The organism is Pseudolysinimonas sp. (assembly GCF_039912695.1).
Classification (GTDB): Bacteria; Actinomycetota; Actinomycetes; order Actinomycetales; family Microbacteriaceae; genus Pseudolysinimonas_A.
In genome coordinates, this window is record NZ_JBDSPJ010000014.1 from 1 (window position 1) to 20,047 (window position 20,047).

At 67.5% G+C, this 20,047-nt stretch carries 23 protein-coding genes; 9 read left to right on the forward strand and 14 right to left on the reverse strand.

The annotated features are described in order from the left end of the window. From ABIR17_RS05045 to ABIR17_RS05075, 7 genes are all read right to left on the reverse strand, one after another. Positions 1–827: AIR synthase related protein (locus ABIR17_RS05045; RefSeq protein ID WP_348003280.1), on the reverse strand; the 827-nt coding region annotated here is incomplete at its 3' end. A 37-nt stretch (positions 828–864) separates the two neighbouring features. Then, positions 865–2,238, reverse strand: coding sequence for a DUF2254 domain-containing protein (locus tag ABIR17_RS05050; RefSeq protein WP_348003281.1), 1,374 nt, complete (start codon positions 2,236–2,238; stop codon positions 865–867). Positions 2,239–2,279: 41 nt separating this feature from the next. Further along, a complete protein-coding gene (locus ABIR17_RS05055) occupies positions 2,280–2,882 on the reverse strand; it encodes a dihydrofolate reductase family protein (RefSeq protein ID WP_348003282.1) in 603 nt (200 codons plus the stop codon). A gap of 9 nt (positions 2,883–2,891) precedes the next feature. Then, on the reverse strand, positions 2,892–3,590 hold the full coding sequence (gene purQ / locus ABIR17_RS05060; RefSeq protein ID WP_348003283.1) for a phosphoribosylformylglycinamidine synthase subunit PurQ: 699 nt from the start codon (positions 3,588–3,590) through the stop codon (positions 2,892–2,894). Beyond that, positions 3,587–3,847, reverse strand: a complete 261-nt coding sequence (purS, locus tag ABIR17_RS05065; protein ID WP_348003284.1) for a phosphoribosylformylglycinamidine synthase subunit PurS — start codon at positions 3,845–3,847, stop codon at positions 3,587–3,589. Before purS ends, purQ begins: the two co-directional genes overlap by 4 nt. A gap of 38 nt (positions 3,848–3,885) precedes the next feature. Next, entirely contained in the window at positions 3,886–4,455 is a 570-nt protein-coding gene (locus tag ABIR17_RS05070; RefSeq protein WP_348003285.1) for a nucleoside/nucleotide kinase family protein, read from the reverse strand. After that, the gene (locus tag ABIR17_RS05075; RefSeq protein ID WP_348003286.1) at positions 4,452–5,111 is read right to left on the reverse strand and encodes an SGNH/GDSL hydrolase family protein; all 660 of its coding nucleotides are present in this window, start codon (positions 5,109–5,111) and stop codon (positions 4,452–4,454) included. Before ABIR17_RS05075 ends, ABIR17_RS05070 begins: the two co-directional genes overlap by 4 nt. Before the next feature lie 158 nt (positions 5,112–5,269). Here ABIR17_RS05075 and phnD point away from each other — a divergent pair, with 158 nt between their 5' ends. From phnD to ABIR17_RS05105, 6 genes are read left to right on the forward strand one after another with little or no spacing between them, the layout of a single operon-like run. Then, positions 5,270–6,199 carry a phosphate/phosphite/phosphonate ABC transporter substrate-binding protein gene (gene phnD / locus ABIR17_RS05080; RefSeq protein ID WP_348003287.1) on the forward strand — a complete coding sequence of 310 codons (930 nt, stop codon included), beginning with the start codon at positions 5,270–5,272 and terminating at the stop codon, positions 6,197–6,199. Positions 6,200–6,229: 30 nt separating this feature from the next. Next, a complete protein-coding gene (phnC, locus tag ABIR17_RS05085) occupies positions 6,230–7,120 on the forward strand; it encodes a phosphonate ABC transporter ATP-binding protein (RefSeq protein ID WP_348003288.1) in 891 nt (296 codons plus the stop codon). Continuing rightward, the gene (locus ABIR17_RS05090) at positions 7,117–8,913 is read left to right on the forward strand and encodes an ABC transporter permease subunit (RefSeq protein WP_348003289.1); all 1,797 of its coding nucleotides are present in this window, start codon (positions 7,117–7,119) and stop codon (positions 8,911–8,913) included. Before phnC ends, ABIR17_RS05090 begins: the two co-directional genes overlap by 4 nt. An 11-nt stretch (positions 8,914–8,924) precedes the next feature. Then, a complete protein-coding gene (locus ABIR17_RS05095; protein WP_348003290.1) occupies positions 8,925–10,025 on the forward strand; it encodes a TIGR03364 family FAD-dependent oxidoreductase in 1,101 nt (366 codons plus the stop codon). After that, entirely contained in the window at positions 10,022–10,684 is a 663-nt protein-coding gene (locus ABIR17_RS05100; protein WP_348003291.1) for a phosphonatase-like hydrolase, read from the forward strand. The genes ABIR17_RS05095 and ABIR17_RS05100 overlap by 4 nt, the downstream gene beginning before the upstream one ends. An 8-nt stretch (positions 10,685–10,692) precedes the next feature. After that, positions 10,693–11,844 carry a zinc-binding dehydrogenase gene (locus ABIR17_RS05105; RefSeq protein WP_348003292.1) on the forward strand — a complete coding sequence of 384 codons (1,152 nt, stop codon included), beginning with the start codon at positions 10,693–10,695 and terminating at the stop codon, positions 11,842–11,844. Between the two features lie 4 nt (positions 11,845–11,848). On the opposite strand, the gene ABIR17_RS05110 is transcribed toward ABIR17_RS05105, so the two are convergent. The 5 genes from ABIR17_RS05110 to purD form a co-directional block, all read right to left on the reverse strand. After that, the gene (locus ABIR17_RS05110) at positions 11,849–12,979 is read right to left on the reverse strand and encodes a serine hydrolase domain-containing protein (protein ID WP_348003293.1); all 1,131 of its coding nucleotides are present in this window, start codon (positions 12,977–12,979) and stop codon (positions 11,849–11,851) included. Positions 12,980–13,005: 26 nt separating this feature from the next. Further along, complete coding sequence (locus tag ABIR17_RS05115) at positions 13,006–13,836, reverse strand: VOC family protein (RefSeq protein WP_348003462.1); 831 nt, start codon at positions 13,834–13,836, stop codon at positions 13,006–13,008. Positions 13,837–13,904: 68 nt separating this feature from the next. Beyond that, positions 13,905–14,354: a GNAT family N-acetyltransferase gene (locus tag ABIR17_RS05120; protein WP_348003294.1), complete on the reverse strand. Its 450-nt coding sequence runs from the start codon at positions 14,352–14,354 to the stop codon at positions 13,905–13,907. Beyond that, positions 14,354–15,241, reverse strand: coding sequence for a phosphoribosylaminoimidazolesuccinocarboxamide synthase (locus tag ABIR17_RS05125; protein WP_348003463.1), 888 nt, complete (start codon positions 15,239–15,241; stop codon positions 14,354–14,356). Before ABIR17_RS05125 ends, ABIR17_RS05120 begins: the two co-directional genes overlap by 1 nt. Then, positions 15,238–16,500 (reverse strand): phosphoribosylamine--glycine ligase, encoded by a 1,263-nt coding sequence (gene purD / locus ABIR17_RS05130; protein ID WP_348003295.1) that lies wholly within the window; start codon positions 16,498–16,500, stop codon positions 15,238–15,240. Before purD ends, ABIR17_RS05125 begins: the two co-directional genes overlap by 4 nt. Positions 16,501–16,530: 30 nt before the next feature. Here purD and ABIR17_RS05135 point away from each other — a divergent pair, with 30 nt between their 5' ends. Genes ABIR17_RS05135 through ABIR17_RS05145 form a run of 3 tightly spaced genes read left to right on the forward strand, consistent with a single transcriptional unit; the run spans position 16,531 to position 17,917 of the window. Then, positions 16,531–17,268: an HtaA domain-containing protein gene (locus tag ABIR17_RS05135; RefSeq protein WP_348003296.1), complete on the forward strand. Its 738-nt coding sequence runs from the start codon at positions 16,531–16,533 to the stop codon at positions 17,266–17,268. Then, a complete protein-coding gene (locus ABIR17_RS05140; protein ID WP_348003297.1) occupies positions 17,265–17,639 on the forward strand; it encodes a sterol carrier family protein in 375 nt (124 codons plus the stop codon). Before ABIR17_RS05135 ends, ABIR17_RS05140 begins: the two co-directional genes overlap by 4 nt. Continuing rightward, positions 17,636–17,917, forward strand: a complete 282-nt coding sequence (locus ABIR17_RS05145; protein WP_348003298.1) for a hypothetical protein — start codon at positions 17,636–17,638, stop codon at positions 17,915–17,917. The genes ABIR17_RS05140 and ABIR17_RS05145 overlap by 4 nt, the downstream gene beginning before the upstream one ends. A gap of 24 nt (positions 17,918–17,941) precedes the next feature. On the opposite strand, the gene purF is transcribed toward ABIR17_RS05145, so the two are convergent. Together purF and ABIR17_RS05155 are read right to left on the reverse strand one after the other, a co-directional pair. Next, positions 17,942–19,399, reverse strand: coding sequence for an amidophosphoribosyltransferase (purF, locus tag ABIR17_RS05150; RefSeq protein WP_348003299.1), 1,458 nt, complete (start codon positions 19,397–19,399; stop codon positions 17,942–17,944). Between the two features lie 67 nt (positions 19,400–19,466). Continuing rightward, positions 19,467–20,030: a hypothetical protein gene (locus ABIR17_RS05155; protein WP_348003300.1), complete on the reverse strand. Its 564-nt coding sequence runs from the start codon at positions 20,028–20,030 to the stop codon at positions 19,467–19,469. Positions 20,031–20,047 lie beyond the last annotated feature (17 nt).

Sequence of the window (20,047 nt, forward strand, 5' to 3'; positions counted from 1 at the left end):
TGCACGCCGACGGCCAGGTTCCGCTCCAGCAGCTCAAGGCACGCCTCGATCAGCCGCTTCTCCTCGAACGGGTCGCCCACCTGCACGTTGGGCCGCTTGGCCGACTCCCGCTCCTGGTCGGCCGAGAAGCCGGAGCTGGCCAGGACGCTGACCCCGCCGATCCCGTCACGGCCGGTGGTCGAGCCGAGGAGGACCGCCAGGTTCCCCTCGCCGCTGGCCCGGGCCAGGACCAGCCGCTCGACCGGCATCAGGCCGAGGGCCAGCACGTTGACGAGGGGGTTGCCGGCATAGCAGGGATCGACCACCAGCTCACCCCCGACGGTGGGGACGCCGACGGCGTTGCCGTAGCCGCTGATCCCGGCCACCACGCCTTCGGCGATCCACCGGCTCCGAGGGTCCTCGAGCGGACCGAAGCGGAGCGGGTCCATCACGGCGATGGGGCGGGCGCCCATGGAGAAGATGTCGCGCAGGATCCCGCCGACGCCGGTGGCGGCCCCCTGGTAGGGCTCGATGGCGCTCGGGTGGTTGTGCGACTCGATGCGCACGGCCAGCGCCACCCCGTTGCCGCAGTCGACCACGCCGGCGCCCTCCCCCGGACCCACCAGCACGTGCGGCGCCTCGGTCGGGAGGCGGCCAAGGTGGATCGACGACGACTTGTAGGAGCAGTGCTCACTCCACATCACCGAGTACATGGCGAGTTCACCCGAGGTGGGACGACGGCCCAGGATGTCGCGGATCTTCGCGTACTCGTCGGTCTTCAATCCGAGTGCCGCGTACGGCTGCTCTCGCTCGGGAGTGGCGGCAGCGTTCTCAACCGAGTCGATCATCGCTCCGATTCTACCGACGGCTCGTCGCGGGCTCGTGTCAGTCCCAGCGGCCGGCGGCCGCGGCGTCGACCGCTGCTGACATCGCGGAGAACCGACTCCGCTCGACCTCGTCGTAATCCACCCCGGCGACGCTGTCATCTAGTCGTGCGCGTTGAGCAATGACCGCCTCCCGGTCGGGATCCCGGAGGGCGCGGTAGGCAACCTCGCGCAGCAGCTGGTAGAGCCGGGTGACCACATCGGGGTCGCCGCGTCCGTAACGTCGCACCTGACCCACGCCGAGCTCGAGCAGCGCCGCGAACTCGTGGGTGCGCACGATGACCCGGGCGACGTTATCGGCGCCGGTGAGCACGGGAGCCTGCTCGGGGAGGCGAGCCAGATCGCAGAGCACCGCGGCCGTGTGCCCGAGGGCATGCACGGCCGTCGTCGGATCGTTAACGCCCGGTGAGACGCCACGCAGGGCGATGTCGGCGAGTTGACGCAAGCCGAATCCGATGTCTTGCGTGGGAGTGCGTTCGTATCCGATAGAGAAGGCGCGCCCGATTTCGGCGGCGATCGTTGCCTCGTCAGGGATCTGACGGGCGTCGTCCCTCGGCCACCAGAAGGCCACCGGGGTCCCTTCGACGAGGTTCGCTCCGATCGCACGCGCCTCTTCGATCACGAGGTCGTGCCGGACAGCGACCGAGACCAAGCGCTCTCGATCGGATGCGGTGAGGAACCCGGAGCGCGGAGCTGGAACGGGAGCAGCGCGGTCGGAGCGTTCGGGCACCGCCATTGCGATCTGAGCGTCGCGATTCGTCTCATCGGTGCTCGCGACCAGGGCAATCGTCGCGTCGGTCTCTTCGTGAACGTCGCGCAGCACGGTTTCGATGCGAATCTGCCGAGCCAGGTGCGCGAGGAAAAGCACGAGCATCACGACGCTGGTCAGCGTCAGCACGAAGGCGAGAGTGATCGCGATGCGCGGAACCGCGGCGGGGTCATCGCCGGCGTTCCTCACGGTTCGCAGCACCGTGAGCGAGAAGGCGAAGGTCCCCAGAAACACGGCGAGAGTGCGATGCACGACGGGATCGCGCGCGAACATCCGAAGCACGCGCGGGGATGCCTGGCTGCTCGCGAGCTGCAGGGCAACCACGGTGAGTGAGAAGGTGAGCGTCGTGGCCGCGATCAACGAGCCGGCGACTGCCGAGAGCACAGCACGTGCGGCCTCGGGCCCGCCGGAGAATAGCGCTGCGCCCCACGGCGCCACCAGGCCCGCGTCGGCGCGGTCGTCGATTAGGGGAATCAGGATGCCGAGAATGACGGCAACGATGACGGCGGCAACCGGGAGAGGCCACAGTCGTTCCGCGACGCTCTCGCGGAGCGAGGCGAATTTCAGGCGGTCTCGGCGAGCACGGCGATCAGGTCTCGGCGACATCCGGTCATCGTAGACCGTGCTGCCTTACGCGCGGGTGCCGCTCAGTCCGACATCGAGCCGTAGGCGGGGTTGCCCGCGCGACGGTAGCTCTGCAGAACGCTCCCACCCGAGAATCCCCGGGGATCGCCCAGGAGCTCGAAGGCCGCAGGAAGCGTTCCGTCGCGGAACACTCGCTTTCCCGACCCCAGCACGACCGGGTAGACGAAGAGGTCGATCTGGTCGACGAGGTCGTGCCCGAGGAGGGCGGTCAGCAACTCGCCACTGCCCCACACCCGGGTTTCACCGTGGGCTGCCTTCAGTTCGGCGACCGCGCGCGGAACGTCGCGCAGGACAGTCGTCCCGCTCCAGGTGGGGTCGTTCAGGGTGCGAGACGCCACGTACTTCGGGATGCGGTTGAAGTGGTCACCGATCGCGTCCCGCGCTTGGGGCCAGTGATTCACCCAGATGTCGTAGGTCTTGCGGCCGATCAGAAGAGCATCCATCGCGAGAATCGACTCGAGAATGATGGCGCCTGACCCGTCGTTAGCGAACGGCGCCTGCCAACCGCTCTGAGTAAAGCCACCCTCGGTGTCTTCGCCTGGGCCACCGGGACCCTGCATCACCCCGTCGAGTGTCGAAAACATGGTGACGAAGAGCTTGCCCATGGCCGAAACTTACGCGCGAGCCAATGCGTGCTGCAAGACGCTGGTGAAGAAAGTGAGGCCGTCCACTCCCGACCGCATCGCCGACGGGGTGTCGGGTCCGAATCCCGGTTCCGATGCGTGCTCGGGATGCGGCATCAGGCCGACGACGTTGCCGGCCTCGTTGCGCAGGCCGGCGATGTCGTCGAGCGAACCGTTGGGATTGAGGCCCAGGTACCGGAAGGCGACCAGTCCGTCACCCTCGAGACGCTTGAGGGTCTCGGCATCCGCGATGAACCCGCCCTCACCGTTCTTCAGGGGGACGGTGATCTCTTGACCTTCGGTGAATCCCGACGTCCAGGCGGTGGAGGTGCTCTCGACACGCAGCTTCTGGTCGCGGCAGACGAAGTCCCCGTGGTCGTTGCGGATCAGGCCGCCGGGCAGCAGGTGCGCCTCCACCAGGATCTGGAACCCGTTGCAGATTCCGAGCACCGGCATCCCGGAGTTCGCCGCCGCGACTACTTCGCTCATGATCGGCGACCGGGCGGCGATCGCACCACACCGCAGGTAGTCGCCGTACGAAAAGCCGCCGGGCAGGACGATCGCATCCACACCCTTCAGGTCGTGGTCGCCGTGCCACAGGGCGACCGGCTCGGCCCCCGCGAGGCGTGCCGCGCGGAGGGCATCCCGATCGTCCAGCGATCCCGGGAAGGTGACGACACCAATCTTCACGCGGGAGTTTCCTCGAAGACGTAGACCTTGACGACGTTCTCGATGACGGAGTTGCTCAGCATCTCGTCCGCAAGCTGGTGAGCCTGAGCGAGTACGGCATCCGTGACGTCACCCTCGACCGTCAACTCGAAGCGCTTGCCGATGCGCACGTCGGTGAACGGGCTACCGCCCTCGCGACGGAGCGCTCCGGCGACGGCCTTACCGGCCGGGTCGAGAAGCTCCGCCTTGGGCATGACCTCGACGACGATCGTGGGCACGGCATTCCCTCCAGAAGGGGTGGGTGGATGCCCTCAGCTTACGGTGACGCGAGGATGCGGTCGGCGCGGGATGCCGTGGCGGCGATGAGTCGCGCGTTCGGTTCGTCGACGCGTTTGACCCAGGCTTCGGCGGCGGCCGGCGTCTTGCCGAACGCGATGTGGCGGGCAATCAGCCGCGCTCGCCGCACGGAGTCGTCAAGGGTGAGAAACACGACCTCGTCGAGCAACGGGCGCACCTGCTCCCAGCCGCCGTGATCGAGCAGCAGGTAGTTGCCTTCGACGATCACGAGCTGGATGTCGGAGCCGATCGTGATCGCGCCCGGCACCGGCTCTTCAGTGTCACGGTTGAATCCTGGTGCGGAAACCGGCTGATGCGCGCGCAGGACTTGGAGCGTTGCGACGAATGAGTCGACATCGAAGGTGTCAGACGCGCCCATCCGATCGCGACGACTGAGGCGGGTGAGCTCGGCCTGCGGCAGGTGAAAGCCGTCCATCGCCAGCACGGCGGCGCGAATGCCGGACGCTTTCCGCCGCTGCAATTCTGCTGCGGCGTAGGTGCTCTTGCCTGACCCCGGCGCCCCGGTGACTCCGATCAGGCGACGATTCACAACGCGAGGGCGCGGGCGATCGCGGCGGACATCCCGGCGTAGCCGTCACCATCGGGGTGGAAGCCGTCGGAGGCGACCGATTTGCCATCGAAGCCGGGCGCGAAGCGGGCGCCGTGTTCGTCGGCGACGCGTTCGGCAACCGCGGCAAGGTCGGCGGCGTGCGAGGCCAATGCCATCCGGAGCGGTTGAGGGAGCACCGCGAAGTCGGCGAACGCGGGAGGGCCGACGACGACAACCTGACCTTCGGGGCTGACCGCCTGGAGCCGGTCGACGAGAGCGCCGAGGTCGCGGGCGTAGGCCGCACCCGACCGCAGTTTGAGAGCGTCATTCCAGCCGACCAAGATCACCGCGACGTCAGCCGGCCCACCCGCCGCGTCGTCGGCGAAGTCGCGCAACACGTCAGCCGAGGTGGCACCGTTGCGCCCGACAGCCCGCCAGCGCGCACCCAGAAGCTTTCCGAGGCGACCGGGGATGGCATCCTCGACCGTCTCGGCACCGGTGCCCACAGCGGTCGAGTCGCCCACGACGACGAGCCGTAGTTTGCCCTTGCCGCCGGTGCGGTCCCCGGGCGGTTCCGGAAGCAGGGGCGCGCGGCGCAACCTTGCCGCTTGAACGAACACGACGGGCGCGAGAAGCACGGCGTACGCGCGAGTCATTCAGACATTCTGCACGCCAACGCGCCTGTGCGTCGTCGCGGGGTTTCCTCGACGTCTCCACCCGTTGTGCGCCCGTTCACTCGACGCGCCTAATTTCGGGCGCGTCCTGATCTTCAGCGCCGAGCCGCCCAGCTCGGCCAACGAAAGGTTTTACCCGCATGAAGAAGTCCCTCCGCCTCGCGAGTATTGCGGCCTCCGCGCTGCTGATCGCGGGCCTCGCAGCATGTTCCACCCCGGCCGGCGGTAGTTCGCCCGCGGCCGACGAAGGCACCTACGCTTCGGGTGATTCCGGCACTCTCGTCTTCGGTGTCGTCCCCGACACCGAGTCAACCCAGAACAACTGGCAGCCGCTCGGCGACTACATCTCGATCATCACCGGCAAGAAGGTCGAATTCTTCGAGGCCGCCGACTACACCGCGCTGATCGAGGCGTCCATCGCCGGCAAGATCGACGTCGCCGCATTCTCGGCGTTCACGTACTACAACGCCACCAAGAACGGCGCCAAGATCACGCCCTTCGCCGGTCAGCTGACCGGCGACCTCACCGACCCGGGCTACTTCTCGGTCGCGATGGCCAACCCGAAGTCGGGCATCAAGACTCTCGCCGACTTTGCCGGTCACAACATCTGCTTCGTGTCGCAGACCTCGACCTCGGGTTACCTCTTCCCGAGCAAGGCGCTGCTCGCTGCCGGGGTCGACCCGGCCACCGACGTCACCCCGGTCTTTGCGGGCAAGCACGACGCCTCCGAGGCAAAGATCGCTGCAGGCACCGAGTGTGAGGCCGGCTTCGCCGAAGACGCAGTCGCCGACCCGGCGATCGCGGCTGGTGACGTCATCGAGATCGATCGCCAGCTGGTTCCCGGCGCACCGATTGTCTACTCCAACGCGCTTCCGAAGTCGGTCATCAACGCCCTCGTCTCGAAGCTGTCGAACACGACCATGGACGACATGATCGCCGCGGGTGTCGTGGTCGCCGATGAGAGTGCCGCCAAGGAGTGGTTCGCCGGAACCAAGCCGGTCGACGACTCGTACTACGACCAGATCCGTGACCTGTGCAAGTCGCTTCCGAGCGTCGAGGCCTGCCAGTAGCCTCCGGGCTCGGCAGATCGGAGAACTGACATGACCGTCAGCGACATCACCGTTGTGGAAATCACCGACCTCGGGAAGTTCTACCCGGGCGCGGCGGATGCCGCACTCTCGGGGGTGTCGCTGACGGTTCGTCGGGGGGAAGTGGTCGTCTTGCTGGGGCTCTCCGGCTCCGGCAAGTCGACACTCCTGCGACACATCGACGGTCTCGAACTGCCGTCGAGTGGTTCGGTTCGTGCGCTCGGTGAGGAGGTGCCCGCACTTCGAGGCACTGCCCTCCGAGCGCTGCGAGGTCGGATCGGCTTCATCTTCCAGCAGTTCGAGATCGTCGGCCCGCTCACGGTTCTCGAGAACGTGCTGACCGGGTCGCTGTCGACGCTGCGCGGTCCGCGAATCGGCATCTGGACTTACCCGAGGGCGTTGCGGCTCAAGGCGCTCGGTCATCTCGATCGCGTCGGGCTCCTCGAGCGTGCTTACCAGCGCGCCGACACCCTGTCTGGTGGCCAACAGCAACGCGTCGCGATCGCGCGCGCCCTCATGCAGGACCCCGAGATCCTGCTTGCCGATGAGCCGGTCGCCTCGCTCGACCCCGAGTCGAGCAGCCAGGTGATGTCGCTCATCCGCGAGATCGCCGCTGAGCGGGGTCTCACCGTGGTCTGCAGCCTGCACCAAGTTGAACTCGCGCTCGGCTGGGGCGACCGCATCATCGGTCTACGCGCCGGTCAGGTCGTGCTCGACACGACGACTGACGGCCTCACGCGCGACCAAGTCATGGAGATCTATGGCCGGGTCGCGACGACGACGCGCGAACTGCAGGCCATCGAGCAGGAGCTGTCCGAAGTGCGCGATGCCCTGCTCTCCGAAGAACTGCAGAAGGACGACTTGCAGAAGAAGGATCGCGAACGAGACGAGGACGCGCGGTGACACTCGTCGAGCGCGACCGCGAGTTGAAACTCGCGGACCGCGTCGCGGCGGTGAAACGCCCGGCGCCGAAGCCAGCCACGATCGCGTCGGTGGCGGTGCTGGCGTCGCTCGTCGTGCTCGGGGTGCTGTCGATCGGTGGCTTGGGCTTCTCGCTCCCCGAGATCATCGGAAGCCTCAACAACATCCCCCAGTTCGTCGCGCGCACGCTGCCGTGGGCGTGGCCGGGGTGGCACTACGACCGCGACTCGGCAACCCTCGTGTCCGATGGCTGGGCGCCGGTCTGGAGCATCCTGGCTGCGATCGCCTCGACGATCGGCATCGTGATCGCCGGCACGTTCCTCGCCTTTCTGGTGTCGATCCCGATCGCTTACGGCGCGGCCCGCAACACGACCCCACACGCTGTCGTCTTGGTGATCTGCCGCGCCCTCGGCATCGTGGCCCGTGCGATTCCGGCAGTGGCCTTCGCGAGCATCTTTGTGTTCCTGTTCTCGCTCGGGCCACTGCCCGGCATCCTGGCGTTCTTCCTGCATTCGATCGGGATGATCTCGAAGATGATGGCGGATGCGATCGAGCAGATCGATGAGGGGCCGCGATTGGCGATCCGGTCGACCGGTGGTTCTAAGGCTCAGGAATTCTGGTCGGGCGTCGTGCCGCAGGCGCTGCCGGCCTGGATCGCGGTCGGCCTCCACCGCGCCGACATCAACCTTCGTGAAACGGTGATCCTCGGGTACGTCGGTGTCGCTGGCCTCGGACTCGAACTCTCCAACGCGATCCACGTCCTCAACTACCGTCGGGCGTTCCCGATCGTGCTGATGATCATCGTGCTCTGCATCCTGTTCGAGGTCGTGTCGTCGATCGTTCGCTCGCGCATGCTCGGCGTGCGGCCGATCGGCAACGGCATCGGTGACACGATGGTGCGCGCCGCGGCGAAGCGGTCGACGAAGATCGCCGTCGCGATCACGAAACCCGGCTCGACCGAGGCCCGCGCCGTCGCCATCCAGGCGTCGATGAAGCGACCGTGGACCGGGGAGCGGATGGCCTCTCGGGTGGCGGTCTGGGTCGCGGCACTGGTGATCGTCGGCAGCTTTGTGGCGTCTCAGGCAAAGTGGAGCGACCTGCTCACCTTCTGGGGAAACCTGCCGATCCTCCTCAAAAAAGACAACCTCTGGCCGCCAACTTTCGGCATCTACTCGCCCGAGCAGGTCGTCAACGCGGTGTTCGTCACCTTCCAGGTCGCGTTTGCGGCGACTCTCATGTCGGCGATCCTGTCGATCGTGATCGGCTCGCTCGCCGCCCGCAACGTCGCCCCCAACCGTTACGTGCGCAACGGCTTCCGAGTGCTGCTGCTGGTCACCCGCGGGGTGCCCGAACTGATCCTGGCCATCATCTTCGTGATCGTCACGGGCCTCGGTGCGCAGGCCGGCACCCTCGCGTTGGCAATCGGCGGCGTCGGGCTGCTCGGCAAGCTGATCGCCGACTCCCTCGAGGAGGTGCCGAACGGGCCGGAGCGCGCGATCTCCGCACTCGGTGCGACCCGTCCGCAGGTGTACTTCGCCTCCACGGTCCCGATGAGTATTCCGGCCTTCGTCAGCCACCTGCTGTACATGCTCGAACAGAACGTGCGCGCGGCCACCCTCCTCGGGATCGTCGGTGGCGGCGGGATCGGCCTGTTCCTGATCGATTCGCTGCGCGTGTCGAACTACGCACAGGCGTCGATGTTCATCATCCTGATCACGCTGCTCGTCATCGTGATCGAAGCCGTTGCCATTGGCATCCGTCGGGCGCTGAAGTAGGAGAGCGCGTCATGGCGGGGGATGAATTCGACCTAGCGGTCGTCGGCGCGGGCATCGTCGGACTCGGGCACGCGGCCGCGGCGGTCGAGCGCGGGTTGAAGGTCGTGGTCGTCGATCGGACAACCGCGATCCTCGGGTCGTCGGTACGCAACTTCGGGCACATCGGCACGACGGTGCACACCGGGGTCGCCGACGAATACGCCCGTCGCGCCAACGGGATCTGGCGCACGCTCGCCGACCGCGCCGGGTTCTGGCTCCGCGAGAGCGGCTCGCTCATCGTCGCCAGGGCAGACGACGAGCTGGCCGTCCTCGAGGAGGCCGGGTCGGGCGACCTGCTCACTCCCGCGCAGGTGAGCGAACGAGCCCCGGTTGTCGGCGCCGTCGGCGGAATGCTGCGCGCGGGGGATCTGCAGGTCGACCCGCGTGAGGCCGCGCCCGCAGTCGCGCGGTACCTGGCGGCGCGAGGAGTCGAGTTTCGCTGGCGCACCGCGGCCACCGGCGTCGAGTCGGGAGTGCTGCACACCAGCCGCGGTGAAATTCGTGCGGAGGCGGTCGTCGCGTGCGTGAACTTCGACGTCGATCAGTTGTTCCCCGCGCTCGCCGAAGAACACGGGGTGATCCGCTGCGGGCTGGACATGCTGCTCGCCGACGGGGTGGGGTTGCAGGTGCCGCTGCTGACCGGAAGCTCGATGCTGCGCTACTCAGCGTTCTCGACGATGCCGTCGGCGACGGCGGTGCGCGAGCGGTACCTCCGCGAGAGCCCCGAGCTTTTCGACCGCGACGTCAATCAGATGTACACCGAGCGACCCGACGGCACGCTCATCGTCGGCGACACGCACTACCGGGGTGCGGCGATCGAGCCCTTTCAAGATGAGGCGGCCTTCGAACTACTCCAGCGTCTGACGGCCGCCCTGTTCGGGCGGCCGACGCGCGTGCGGCAGCGATGGCAGGGCGTCTACGCGCAGGCGCCCGAGGATTTCCTGATCGCGGCTCCGACCGACGGCGTGCGCGTCGTCTCGGTGACGACAGGAATCGGGATGACGACCGGCCTGGGCCTGGCCGCCACTGTCGTCGATCAGCTCTTCGGCTCAACCCACGGAGGAACGCCTTGAACGCCTACGAACTCGTCGTGCTCGACCTCGCCGGTACCACCGTCATCGACGACGGGCTTGTCGAGGAGGCTTTCACTCGGGCGTGGGACCGTGTCACGTCCACCGACGACGGCCGCTCGGCTGCGATTGCCCACGTGCGCGCCACGATGGGGCAGTCGAAGATCGAGGTCTTTCGCGCAATCGCCGACGAAACGACCGCGCAAGCGATCAACCGCGCGTTCGAGGGCGCCTATCGCGAGCTGATCGACGAGGGTCGCTGTGAGGCGATTCCCGGAGCCGAGGAGACCATCCGCTCCCTCCGCGCCGCTGGCCTGAAGATCGCCTTCACGACGGGGTTCTCGCACCAGACTGCGGACGGCATCCTGCGCGCCCTGAAGTGGACAGATCTCGTTGACGCCGTGTTGACGCCTGCCGACGTCGGCCGGGGTCGTCCGGCGCCGGACCTCAACCTGACGGCGCTGATTCGCACGAAAACGTCGTCGGTCGCGGCGATGGTCTGCGTGGGCGACACCGAGTCGGATGCCGGCGCTGGCCGAGCGTCCGGCGCCGGTCTGGTCGTCGGCGTGCTGACCGGTTCGCGTACCGAGGAGGCGTTGCGCGCGGCTGGAGCGGATGTCGTGATCGCCTCGGTGGCCGACCTTCCGGCTGAACTGCTATGACCATCCCGATGACCCGCGAGACCGGGGTCCACGTGACGGGTCCGATGGAGGCACGGGTGTTCCGCGGAGTCGGCGTACCGTTCGAGGCGGTGGCGGTTCCCGAGGTGGTTCTCGCGCACGGCGAGGCTATCGTCGCGGTCGAACTCGCGACAATCTGCGGCTCCGACGTGCACACCGTGCAGGGCAGCAGAACCTCGCCGTTGCCGCTCGTGCTCGGACACGAGCAGGTCGGTCGTGTCGTTGCGGTCGGACCTGGGCGCGCGCCGCACACCGTCGACGGGCTCGAGGTCAGGGTGGGCCAACGAGTCGTCTGGAGCGTCGCCATCGACTGCGGTCGGTGCAGATACTGCCGCGTCGGGCTCTTTCAGAAGTGCATCAACCTGCAGAAATACGGCCACGCACGGATGGCGCGCGGCTGGGAACTTTCGGGAGGTTTCGCCTCCCACGTACACCTTCGGGCGCGCACACCGATCGTCGTCGTCGACGAGGAAGCGCCGGCGGAGTTGCTCGCTCCCGCGTCATGCTCGACCGCAACTGTGATGGCCGCGCTCGCTGCGGTCCGCGCCATCCGTTCGCTGCAGGGGGCCGTCGTTGCGATCTCGGGCTGCGGCATGCTCGGCCTCACCGCCGTCGTCGCGTCGGTCGCCGAGGGGGCGACGGTCATCGCGACCGACCCCGACCGCGACCGGCGCGAATCGGCCCGCGAGTTCGGCGCCTCTGCGGTGGGCGACGGAACGGCGGACGGCCTCCAGCAGGCGTTACGCAAGATCCCGGCCGGTCGGGCGGGCTACACGATCGCCCTCGAACTCTCCGGGTCGCCGTCGGCAGTCCAGTCGTTGCTCGGCGCCGCGGATATCGGCGCGGTCCTCGTGCTGGTCGGCAGCGTGGCTCCGACCTCGACGGTTTCGGTCGACCCCGAGCAGGTGGTGCGACGGATGCTGACCATCCGCGGTGTCCACAACTACGCTCCCGAGCATCTGCTTCAGGCCGTGCGGTTCTTGGAGCGGCCAGAGTCCGCCAAACTCGCGACCATGGTCGGCGATGTGCACCCTCTGGCCGGCATCGAGTCGGCGATGCTGCACGCGCGAGCGCATTCCAGCGTTCGGGTGGGGCTGAGGCCCGAACCCGGCTCGATCCAGTTGGTAGCTGTTCCCCGCTAAGCCCTTAGCCCTCGGGATGCCCGGCGGGGTCGCCCGTGGCCGCTTCGGGGTCGGTCGGGTCCCAGATCTTCCACAACGCGTCGGCGATGGGAAAGAGCGGCGAGAGGTGCCCGTTGCACATCACCACGACAACGGTTTTGCGGTCGCTCGAGACGGTGAAGGCCGTGCGGTAGCCGCCCCAGCGTCCGTTGTGGTTGAGGTCGCCATCCACTTCGAGGTCGATGCCGGCGCCGTAGTACTCGCCGGCCCCCTCGTAGGAGGCGCCCACCGTGTAGTCGCGTTGGATGATGTCGCTCGAACGGTATTGGTCGCCCCACCGCGCGAGTTCGCTCGGCGTCGTGATGATCCCGGTGTGGCCGTAGGCGGTCCAACCGCCCTCCTGAAGACTGAGGTCGTCGTCGTACGACAGCGCGATGTCGGGCGCGTGCAGGGTCGGACTGACCACCATGTCAAGTGCAAGCGGTGTGAAGATGTTGTCGGCGAGGAATTGCGGAAGCGGCTGACCACTCACTCGTCCCACGACTTCGGCGAGCAGCACGTAGTTGGAGTTGGAGTACTCGTAGCCCGTCCCCGGAGTGAGTTTCGTGCGGGCGATCGCTCGAACGGTTTTCGTCTGATCTGCGGCGTCCGAGAAGCCGATCCCCTGGCGATCGAGTTCGATCCAGTAGTCGGGGATGTGACTGGTGTGGTGCATGAGCTGGTCGAGCGTGATCGTCTGCCCCCAGGCCGGCAGCCCGTCGACGTACTCCGCGATCGGATCGCTGAGTGAGAGCAGCCCCTGTCGCTGCAGCATCAGGATCGCGGTCGCCGTGAACTGTTTCGAGACGGATGCGATGTCGAAACGGGTCGAGGTCGTGTCGGGAGTGCCGGTGGCGAGATTGGCAAGTCCGGCCGCTCCCGCCCACACCACATTGCCGGTGAACGCGACCGCGGCCGAACATCCTGGGCCCGCAGGATCAACCAGCGACTCGATGAGTTCCTCGCTCGCCGCGATCGACTGCGCCGACACGGTGGGTGACGGGCTCGGCGCCGGAGGCGGCAGGGGTTGTGCGAGCGTCACAGGCCGCACCGCGCAGCCCGCGAGGACGGCGACACCGACCACAAGGATCAGGGATGCCGACCGCGACGAACGCATGCCGCCACGCTACCTGCGGGGATTGACTACGACGCCGTGGTGACCGTAATCAGATTCGCCCACGGGTCATCGAATTCCAGGGTCTGCCCGTCATCCCGAGTCGGGATGCCGTGGTGAGTCATCCGTTCGGTCAACGCACCGAGATCGTCGGAGCCGGGCACGACGATGTCGATTCGCCCGAGCCCCAGGGTGCGCTGCCGGCGGCCCGCTCCTCGGCTGTTCCAGACGTTCATCGCCATGTGGTGGTGGTAGCCGCCGGCGCTCACGAACAGCGCGGATCCGGGCATCTCGATGGTGCTTTCGAAGCCGAGGCGGTCGACATAGAACTCGCGGGCCGACTCGACGTCGCCGACCGAGAGGTGCACGTGGCCGACGGCCGCATCCCCGAGGCCCGGGCCGGCTAGACCTTCCTCGGTGAGGTTCTCGTTCAGGAACGCGTTCGGGTCGAGGTACAGGGTCGACATCTCGATCGACCCGTGCACCCAACTCCACTCGGAGCGGTCGCGGTCCCAGTACAGTTCGACGCCGTTGCCCTCGGGGTCGTCGAAGTAGAACGCCTTGCTGACGAGGTGATCGCTTGAGCCCGTGAAAGTTGCGGGATGCCGCTGGGCCACCGAGTAGACGGCCGCAGCCAGCGCGGCTTCGCTGTCGAACAGGATCGCGGTGTGGAAGAGCCCCGCGGAGTGGGGCGAGGCGTGCTTCAGTTCGGGAGAGTGCTCGAGCACGACGACCGGCCGCGTTCCCCGACCGAGCACGACGCGCGGGCCGTCGGCGCTGAGTACCTGAAGCCCGATGCCATCCCGGTAGTAGGCGGTCATCGCGTCGAGGTCGCCGACGTTGAGCGTCACCGCGCCCATGGCGGTATCAGCGGCGAGCAGATCAGTAGTCACGCCAGGTACAACGTCGTGAGTGCGGCGGGCATGCCCTACAACCGCTTCTCGTAGCAGAGCGACTGGGGTGACCCGACGTAGTACCCGAACAGCGGGATGGAGGTGTAGCCCTCCCGCTCGTAGAAGCGCACGGCATCCGGCTGTTCTTCGCCCGTTTCCAGCACGAGACGCTCCCAGCCGCGGGTGCGGGCATCGGCCTCAAGGTGACGCAGGATCGCCGTCGAGACCCCGGTACCTCGGTGGTCGGGCACGACGTACATCCGCTTCAGTTCGCCGTGCCGGGAGTCGAGGGCGCGCAGTCCACCGCAGCCGACCGGAGTCTCTCCGTCATAGGCGACGAAGAACACCGTGATGTCAGCCGCCGACGGCTTGGGTCCGGGCTCCGAGTCGCCGCCGTACCGCGCCGAGATCTCGGCCTGTTGGGCGGCGCGCAGCCGGGCGCTGTCGGGGTTGTCCCAAGTGACCTCGCGAATCTCAACGGTCACTAGTGGTCCGTCAGAAACCGGTCGACGAGTTCTTGATATCGAGCGACGGTGCGCTCCACGATCTCGGCAGGCAGCTCGGGCGGCTCACCGGTCTTGTCCCAGTGGGCGGCCAGCCAGTCGCGCACGATCTGCTTGTCGAAGCTGTCCAGCCGGTTCGCACCTCCGGCGGCGTAGGTCTCGGCATCCCAATACCTGCTCGAGTCACTGGTCAAGACCTCGTCGGCGAGAACCGCGCCGCCGGTCGACGGTTCGCGGCCGAACTCGAACTTGCTGTCGGCAAGCAGCACCCCACGCTCGGCAGCGATATCGGATGCCGTTTCGAAGATTCGCAAGCTCGCGTCGCGCAGCATCACGGCATCCGCATCGCCGACGATCTCGGCCATCCGCTCGAAGGTGATGTTCTCGTCGTGTTCGCCCATCGGTGCTTTGAACGCGGGCGTGAAGATGGGTTCCGGCAGTTGGTCGCCCTCGCGAAGCCCCTCGGGCAGCGGGATGCCGCAGACCGATCCCGAGACCTGGTACTCGGCCCAGCCCGACCCCGCGAGGTAGCCCCGCACGACGCACTCGATCGGGTACATCTCGAGTCGGTGCACGAGCATCGTGCGGGGGGCGATCTGGTCGGGGAGGTGTTCCCCGAGTGACGGGTGTCCGCCGGCGAGATGCGTCGGCTCGCCCAGTCGGCCGAACCACCACAGGGTGAGTTGGGTCAGGAGGGCGCCCTTCCCGGGGATTCCGGGCGACAGGATGTGGTCAAACGCGCTCACTCGATCGCTCGCCACGACCAGCAACCGATCGGGATGCGCGCTCGACTCGTACAGGTCGCGCACCTTGCCGGAATACACGTGGTGCCAGCCGAGCGCTTCGAGCCGGGAGTCTCCGATAATCAGCTGACCCTCTCTGCGATGTCGTGGCGGTAGTGACCGCCCTCAAGTCCGATGCCATCCAAAGCCGTGTACGCCGCCGCTCGTGCCGTCGCGAAGGCGGTGCCGGTCGCCACGACGCCAAGCACGCGCCCGCCGGTCGTGAGCAGACGGTCGCCAACCCGCGCGGTCGCGGCATGGGTGATAGTGACCCCGGCCGGCAGCGGGGCGCCGACGCCGGAGAGTTCGCGCCCGGTGAGCGGGTTTTCGGGGTACCCCTCGCTGGCCAGCACCACGATGACCGACACGTCGTCGGAGAACTCAGGATCGGGCATCCCGCCGAGTCGTCCTTCGGCCGAGGCGAGCAACAGCTCAGACAGCGGCGTGCGTAGGCGAGGCAAAACGACCTGCGTCTCAGGGTCGCCGAAGCGCGCGTTGAACTCGATCACCCGGATGCCCTGGGGGGTGAGCACGAGTCCGCAGTAGAGGAGTCCGCGAAACGGCGTGCCTTCGGCCTCGAGCGCACGGATGGTGGGAAGCGCGATCGTGCGCCGCACCTCGTCGACGAATGCCGCCTCCGATCCGAAGTCGTGGTCGAGCCACGGAAGGGGGGAGTAGGCACCCATGCCTCCGGTGTTCGCGCCGGTGTCGCCATCGCCGACGCGCTTGTAATCCTGGGCGGGGCTGAGCGGCAGCACGTCGTGCCCGTCCGCGAAGAAGAACAGCGACACCTCGGGGCCGGAGAGGAACTCCTCGATCAGCACCCCGCCCTGCTGCAGGTAGTGCTCGGCGTGGGAGAGGGCGGCATCGCGATCGTCGGTGACGATCACGCCCTTACCCGCCGCGAGCCCGTCGGCCTTGACGACGTGCGGTGCCCCGAGGTCGTCGAGTGCCGCCGCGACCTCGTCGAGAGCGCTCGCGTGCACCGAACGGCCGGTCGGCACGCCCGCCGCTTCCATGATCCGCTTCGCGAAAGCCTTCGAACCCTCAAGCGCCGCAGCGGCCCGATCGGGGCCGAAGACCGGGATGCCGTGCCGGCGAATCGGATCGGCAACACCGGCGACCAGGGGGGCTTCGGGCCCCACGACGACAAGGTCGATGCGATGGTCCCGGGCGTAGTCGGCGACCAGCACTCCGTCGGTTGGATCCATCGCGAGGGTTTCCACCTGAGCCGCGATTCCCGCATTCCCGGGAGCCACGACGATCTCGTGCCCGGCGTCTTCGGCCAACAACGCATCGACGATCGCGTGCTCCCGCGCTCCGGAACCCAGGATGAGGATGCGCACCTGGTCAGACTAGCGAGGCAAGATGGGGGCATGCGCCGCGCCCTCCCCGCCCTGCTGCTGGCCGCGACCCTCGCGCTCGCACCGGCAACGACATCCCTCGCCGCGGAGTCGTTGTCGCAGGGCTGCGTCGTCTCGACGGCTCAGCTGAGTTGGGGCTTCAAGGAGTCGTTCCGCGCCTACATCGACAGTACGATCGCGAACGGCGAGTGGACCGAGGCCGGCGGCGCGACCTATGCGAACGCGACGTTCGGGTGGTCCTCGACCCAGGGAAACCTCGATCCGAGTACCGCGAAGGGTGTGGTCGACTTCCCCGGTTCCGTGGAGTTCACCGGCCACGGCGGCGTGCTCGACACCACGATCTCTCACCCGGTGCTCCTGGTGCGCAGCCCCTCCGACGCGGTTCTCGTGCTCGACGTCTCGGGTCCGTCGATGGAGGGCGACCAGATCGACGTGCGGGGCGCCGAGTTCGTGTCGATCGACCTCAGCGGGCAGAACCTAACCCCGGTCGACGGCGTGATCTCGATCGTCGACGCCCCGACCGCGTTGACCGCCGCAGGGTTCGCGGCCTTTCCCGACTACCCGGCTGGCACCGCGTTCGATCCGATCTCGGCTCACCTTGACGTCGGCGACTGCGACCTCGTCGGCGCGACCATCGGCAGCCCGCCCGGATGGTTGCTCCCGGTGATTGGTGGAGGCGTCGTCGTCGTGCTTGCGGGAGTGGCCGCTCTCGTCATCGCGGTTCGGCGTCGTCGCACCGTCAGCGCATGACGCCCCGCCGCCGGATCGACGGTGCTGACGGCGACGCCGCCGTGCGCGCTGTGCTCGCCGGGGCCGACGATCGCGACACGATGGCGATGGCATCCCGATATCTGCTCGAGCAGTTAGCCGAAGAGGCCGAGGGACATACGGTCGAAGTTCGAGTGCCGCCCTTCGGCGCAGTGCAGGCGATCGACGGCCCCCGGCACACCCGCGGCACCCCACCGAACGTTGTGGAGATGGATGCGGCCACCTGGCTCGCGCTCGCGACCGGCACCCTGGACTGGGATGTCGCGGTCGCGGCCGGACGGGTCACGGCATCCGGGTCACGGGCGACGCTCGCGGACAACCTGCCGCTGCACTGGGAGAGAATGGGCCTGTGAGTTCCGAAGTCCGCATCCGCCGTGCCCCGAAGATCGGTGTGTTTCTGGTCCTCGGCGCCGTCGTCGGAATGCTCGGCACCCTGATCGCGACCAGCCTGTTCCCGTCGGATCCGGCGGTCGGGTTTCTTGCGTCGTTCCTGTACTTCTGCCTCTACGGCATCCCGGCCGGTGTCGTGCTGGGTGCCGTGATCGGGATCGTGCTCGACGTCATCTCGACGCGGCGTGCCCGCACCGTCATGGTTGCCGTCGATGAGATCCGCGACGAGGTCTCGGAGTAGTCGAGGTCTCGGAGTAGTCGAGGTCTAAGAAGCCTGGTGCGACTCGACCCAGGCGAGGTACTCGTCGGTCACAGTCCCGGTGATGTAGTCGCCGGTGAAGCACGACATTTCGAGACCCGGGATGTCGGTGCCCTCCAGGATCGCGGCCTGCATGTCTTCGACCTCCTGGTAAATCAGGTAGTCGGCGCCGAGCGCGGTCGCGATTTCGGGAATCTTGCGCCCGGCCGCGACCAGCTCGCCGCGCGTCGGCATGTTGATGCCGTAGACGTGCGGATACCGCACCGGGGGAGCTGCGGAGGTGAAGGTCACCGAGTTGGCACCCGCCTGACGTGCCATGTCGATGATCTCTTTCGACGTCGTGCCGCGCACGATCGAGTCGTCGACGATGAGAACGTTCTTGCCCTTGAATTCGCTCGACATCGCGTTCAACTTCTGCCGGACGCTGCGTCGGCGTTGCTCTTGCCCGGGCATGATGAACGTTCGCCCGACGTACCGGTTCTTGTAGAAGCCTTCGCGGTACTCGATGCCGAGTCTCTGGGCGACCTGCATGGCGGCCGGTCGCGACGAGTCGGGAATCGGCATGACGACATCGATCGCCCCCGACGGGGTGTACTTCGCTATGGTCTCGGCGAGCCGGTCGCCGAGGCGCAACCGCGCCTCGTACACCGAGATGCCGTTCATAATCGAGTCGGGGCGGGCCAGGTAGACGTACTCAAAGGCGCACGGCATCAGCACCGGGTTCTTCGCGCACTGGCGGGAGAACATCTCGCCGTCGCGGGTGATGTAGATCGCTTCGCCGGGGGCGACATCCCGAACTAGTTCGTAGCCAGCCGCCTCGAGCACGAGAGATTCGCTCGCCACCACCCACTCGGTGCCGACCAGCCCGCGCACCCGCTTGCCGAGAACCAGCGGGCGGATGCCGAACGGGTCGCGGAAGGCGAGCATCCCGTGGCCAGCGATGAGGGCGATGGATGCGTACGACCCTTCGACTCGCTCGTGCAAGCGCTCGATCGCGTCGAAAACCTGGTCGGGGTCGAGGGTCGCGCCGCGTACCTGCTGTTGCAGTTCGTGCGCGAGCACGTTGACCAGCAGTTCGGTGTCGGAGTCGGTGTTGAGGTGCCGACGGTCGATGCGGAACAGCTCTTCTGTGAGCTCCCGCGTGTTCGTGAGGTTGCCGTTGTGCACGAGCACGATGCCGTACGGCGCGTTCACGTAAAACGGCTGCGACTCCTGCTCTTTGTTGGCGTTGCCGCGGGTGGTGTACCGAACGTGGCCCAGGCCCATCGTGCCGAGCAGGCTGCGCATGTCGCGGGTGCGGTACGCCTCGCGCACCTGGCCGCTGGCCCGATGCATGTGGATGATGCTGCCGTCAGAGGTCGCGATGCCCGTCGAATCCTGGCCGCGATGCTGCAGCAGGCCGAGAGCGTCATAGACCTGTTGGTTGACGGGACTCGAGGAGACGATGCCGACGATGCCGCACATGCCGTGAAGGCTCCCGGAAGATTGTGACGCGAAGGTACCGGGTGGTACGACTCAGTGTTTCACACCGCTACGCGAGTCGCTCGATGATCGGCTCGAGCGCCAACGCGTACGACGCGGGGTCGTCGCGTAGCAACTCGTCGACGGCGATCGCGTGCTCCCCGATCCACCAGATGCCCGCCGTCGTGAGCGGCAGCACTTCGATGCGCAGTCGGAACGGATTCACGGGTCGGTCGAGGGCGGCCGCGCGCTCCGCGACGACGTGATTGAGCGGCAAATCACCCGTCCGTGCTCGCGCCACTGCGCCCAGGTCGTAGGCCTCGTGCGCAACGTCGGCCCAGGTGCGGGCGTCGTCGAGGTGGCGCCGCAACGCCCGATCACCAACCTCACCCGCCTCCGTTGGTAGGCCGAACCCGCGGCCTTCGTCGGGATCGAGGATTGCGATCCACCAGCGCTGCCACCACCAGTTCGTCATTTCGTCGGCGCGTTCGGGATCGGATAGGCCGGTACCGAGCAGGCGCGGCAGGCCGGACGGGTCGGTCACGCCCAGCGCGTCACGCACGTACAGCCCCACGAGGATCTCGCGCGAGGCGTCCTCGCGAGACTCCCAACTCCGGACTCCGTCGGCGTGCACGGTTTCGAGCCTACGCG

Excerpts from the sequence above, each read along its gene's own strand:
- ABIR17_RS05140 (WP_348003297.1), top strand. The coding sequence starts at position 17,265 with ATGACGCCCCGCCGCCGGATCGACGGTGCTGACGGCGACGCCGCCGTG.
- ABIR17_RS05075 (WP_348003286.1), bottom strand. The coding sequence starts at position 5,111 with ATGACTCGCGCGTACGCCGTGCTTCTCGCGCCCGTCGTGTTCGTTCAA.
- ABIR17_RS05055 (WP_348003282.1), bottom strand. The coding sequence starts at position 2,882 with ATGGGCAAGCTCTTCGTCACCATGTTTTCGACACTCGACGGGGTGATG.
- ABIR17_RS05050 (WP_348003281.1), bottom strand. The coding sequence starts at position 2,238 with ATGTCGCCGAGACCTGATCGCCGTGCTCGCCGAGACCGCCTGAAATTC.
- ABIR17_RS05105 (WP_348003292.1), top strand. The coding sequence starts at position 10,693 with ATGACCCGCGAGACCGGGGTCCACGTGACGGGTCCGATGGAGGCACGG.
- ABIR17_RS05110 (WP_348003293.1), bottom strand. The coding sequence starts at position 12,979 with ATGCGTTCGTCGCGGTCGGCATCCCTGATCCTTGTGGTCGGTGTCGCC.
- ABIR17_RS05135 (WP_348003296.1), top strand. The coding sequence starts at position 16,531 with ATGCGCCGCGCCCTCCCCGCCCTGCTGCTGGCCGCGACCCTCGCGCTC.
- phnC (WP_348003288.1), top strand. The coding sequence starts at position 6,230 with ATGACCGTCAGCGACATCACCGTTGTGGAAATCACCGACCTCGGGAAG.
- phnD (WP_348003287.1), top strand. The coding sequence starts at position 5,270 with ATGAAGAAGTCCCTCCGCCTCGCGAGTATTGCGGCCTCCGCGCTGCTG.
- purF (WP_348003299.1), bottom strand. The coding sequence starts at position 19,399 with ATGTGCGGCATCGTCGGCATCGTCTCCTCGAGTCCCGTCAACCAACAG.
- ABIR17_RS05115 (WP_348003462.1), bottom strand. The coding sequence starts at position 13,836 with ATGGGCGCGGTGACGCTCAACGTCGGCGACCTCGACGCGATGACCGCC.
- ABIR17_RS05095 (WP_348003290.1), top strand. The coding sequence starts at position 8,925 with ATGGCGGGGGATGAATTCGACCTAGCGGTCGTCGGCGCGGGCATCGTC.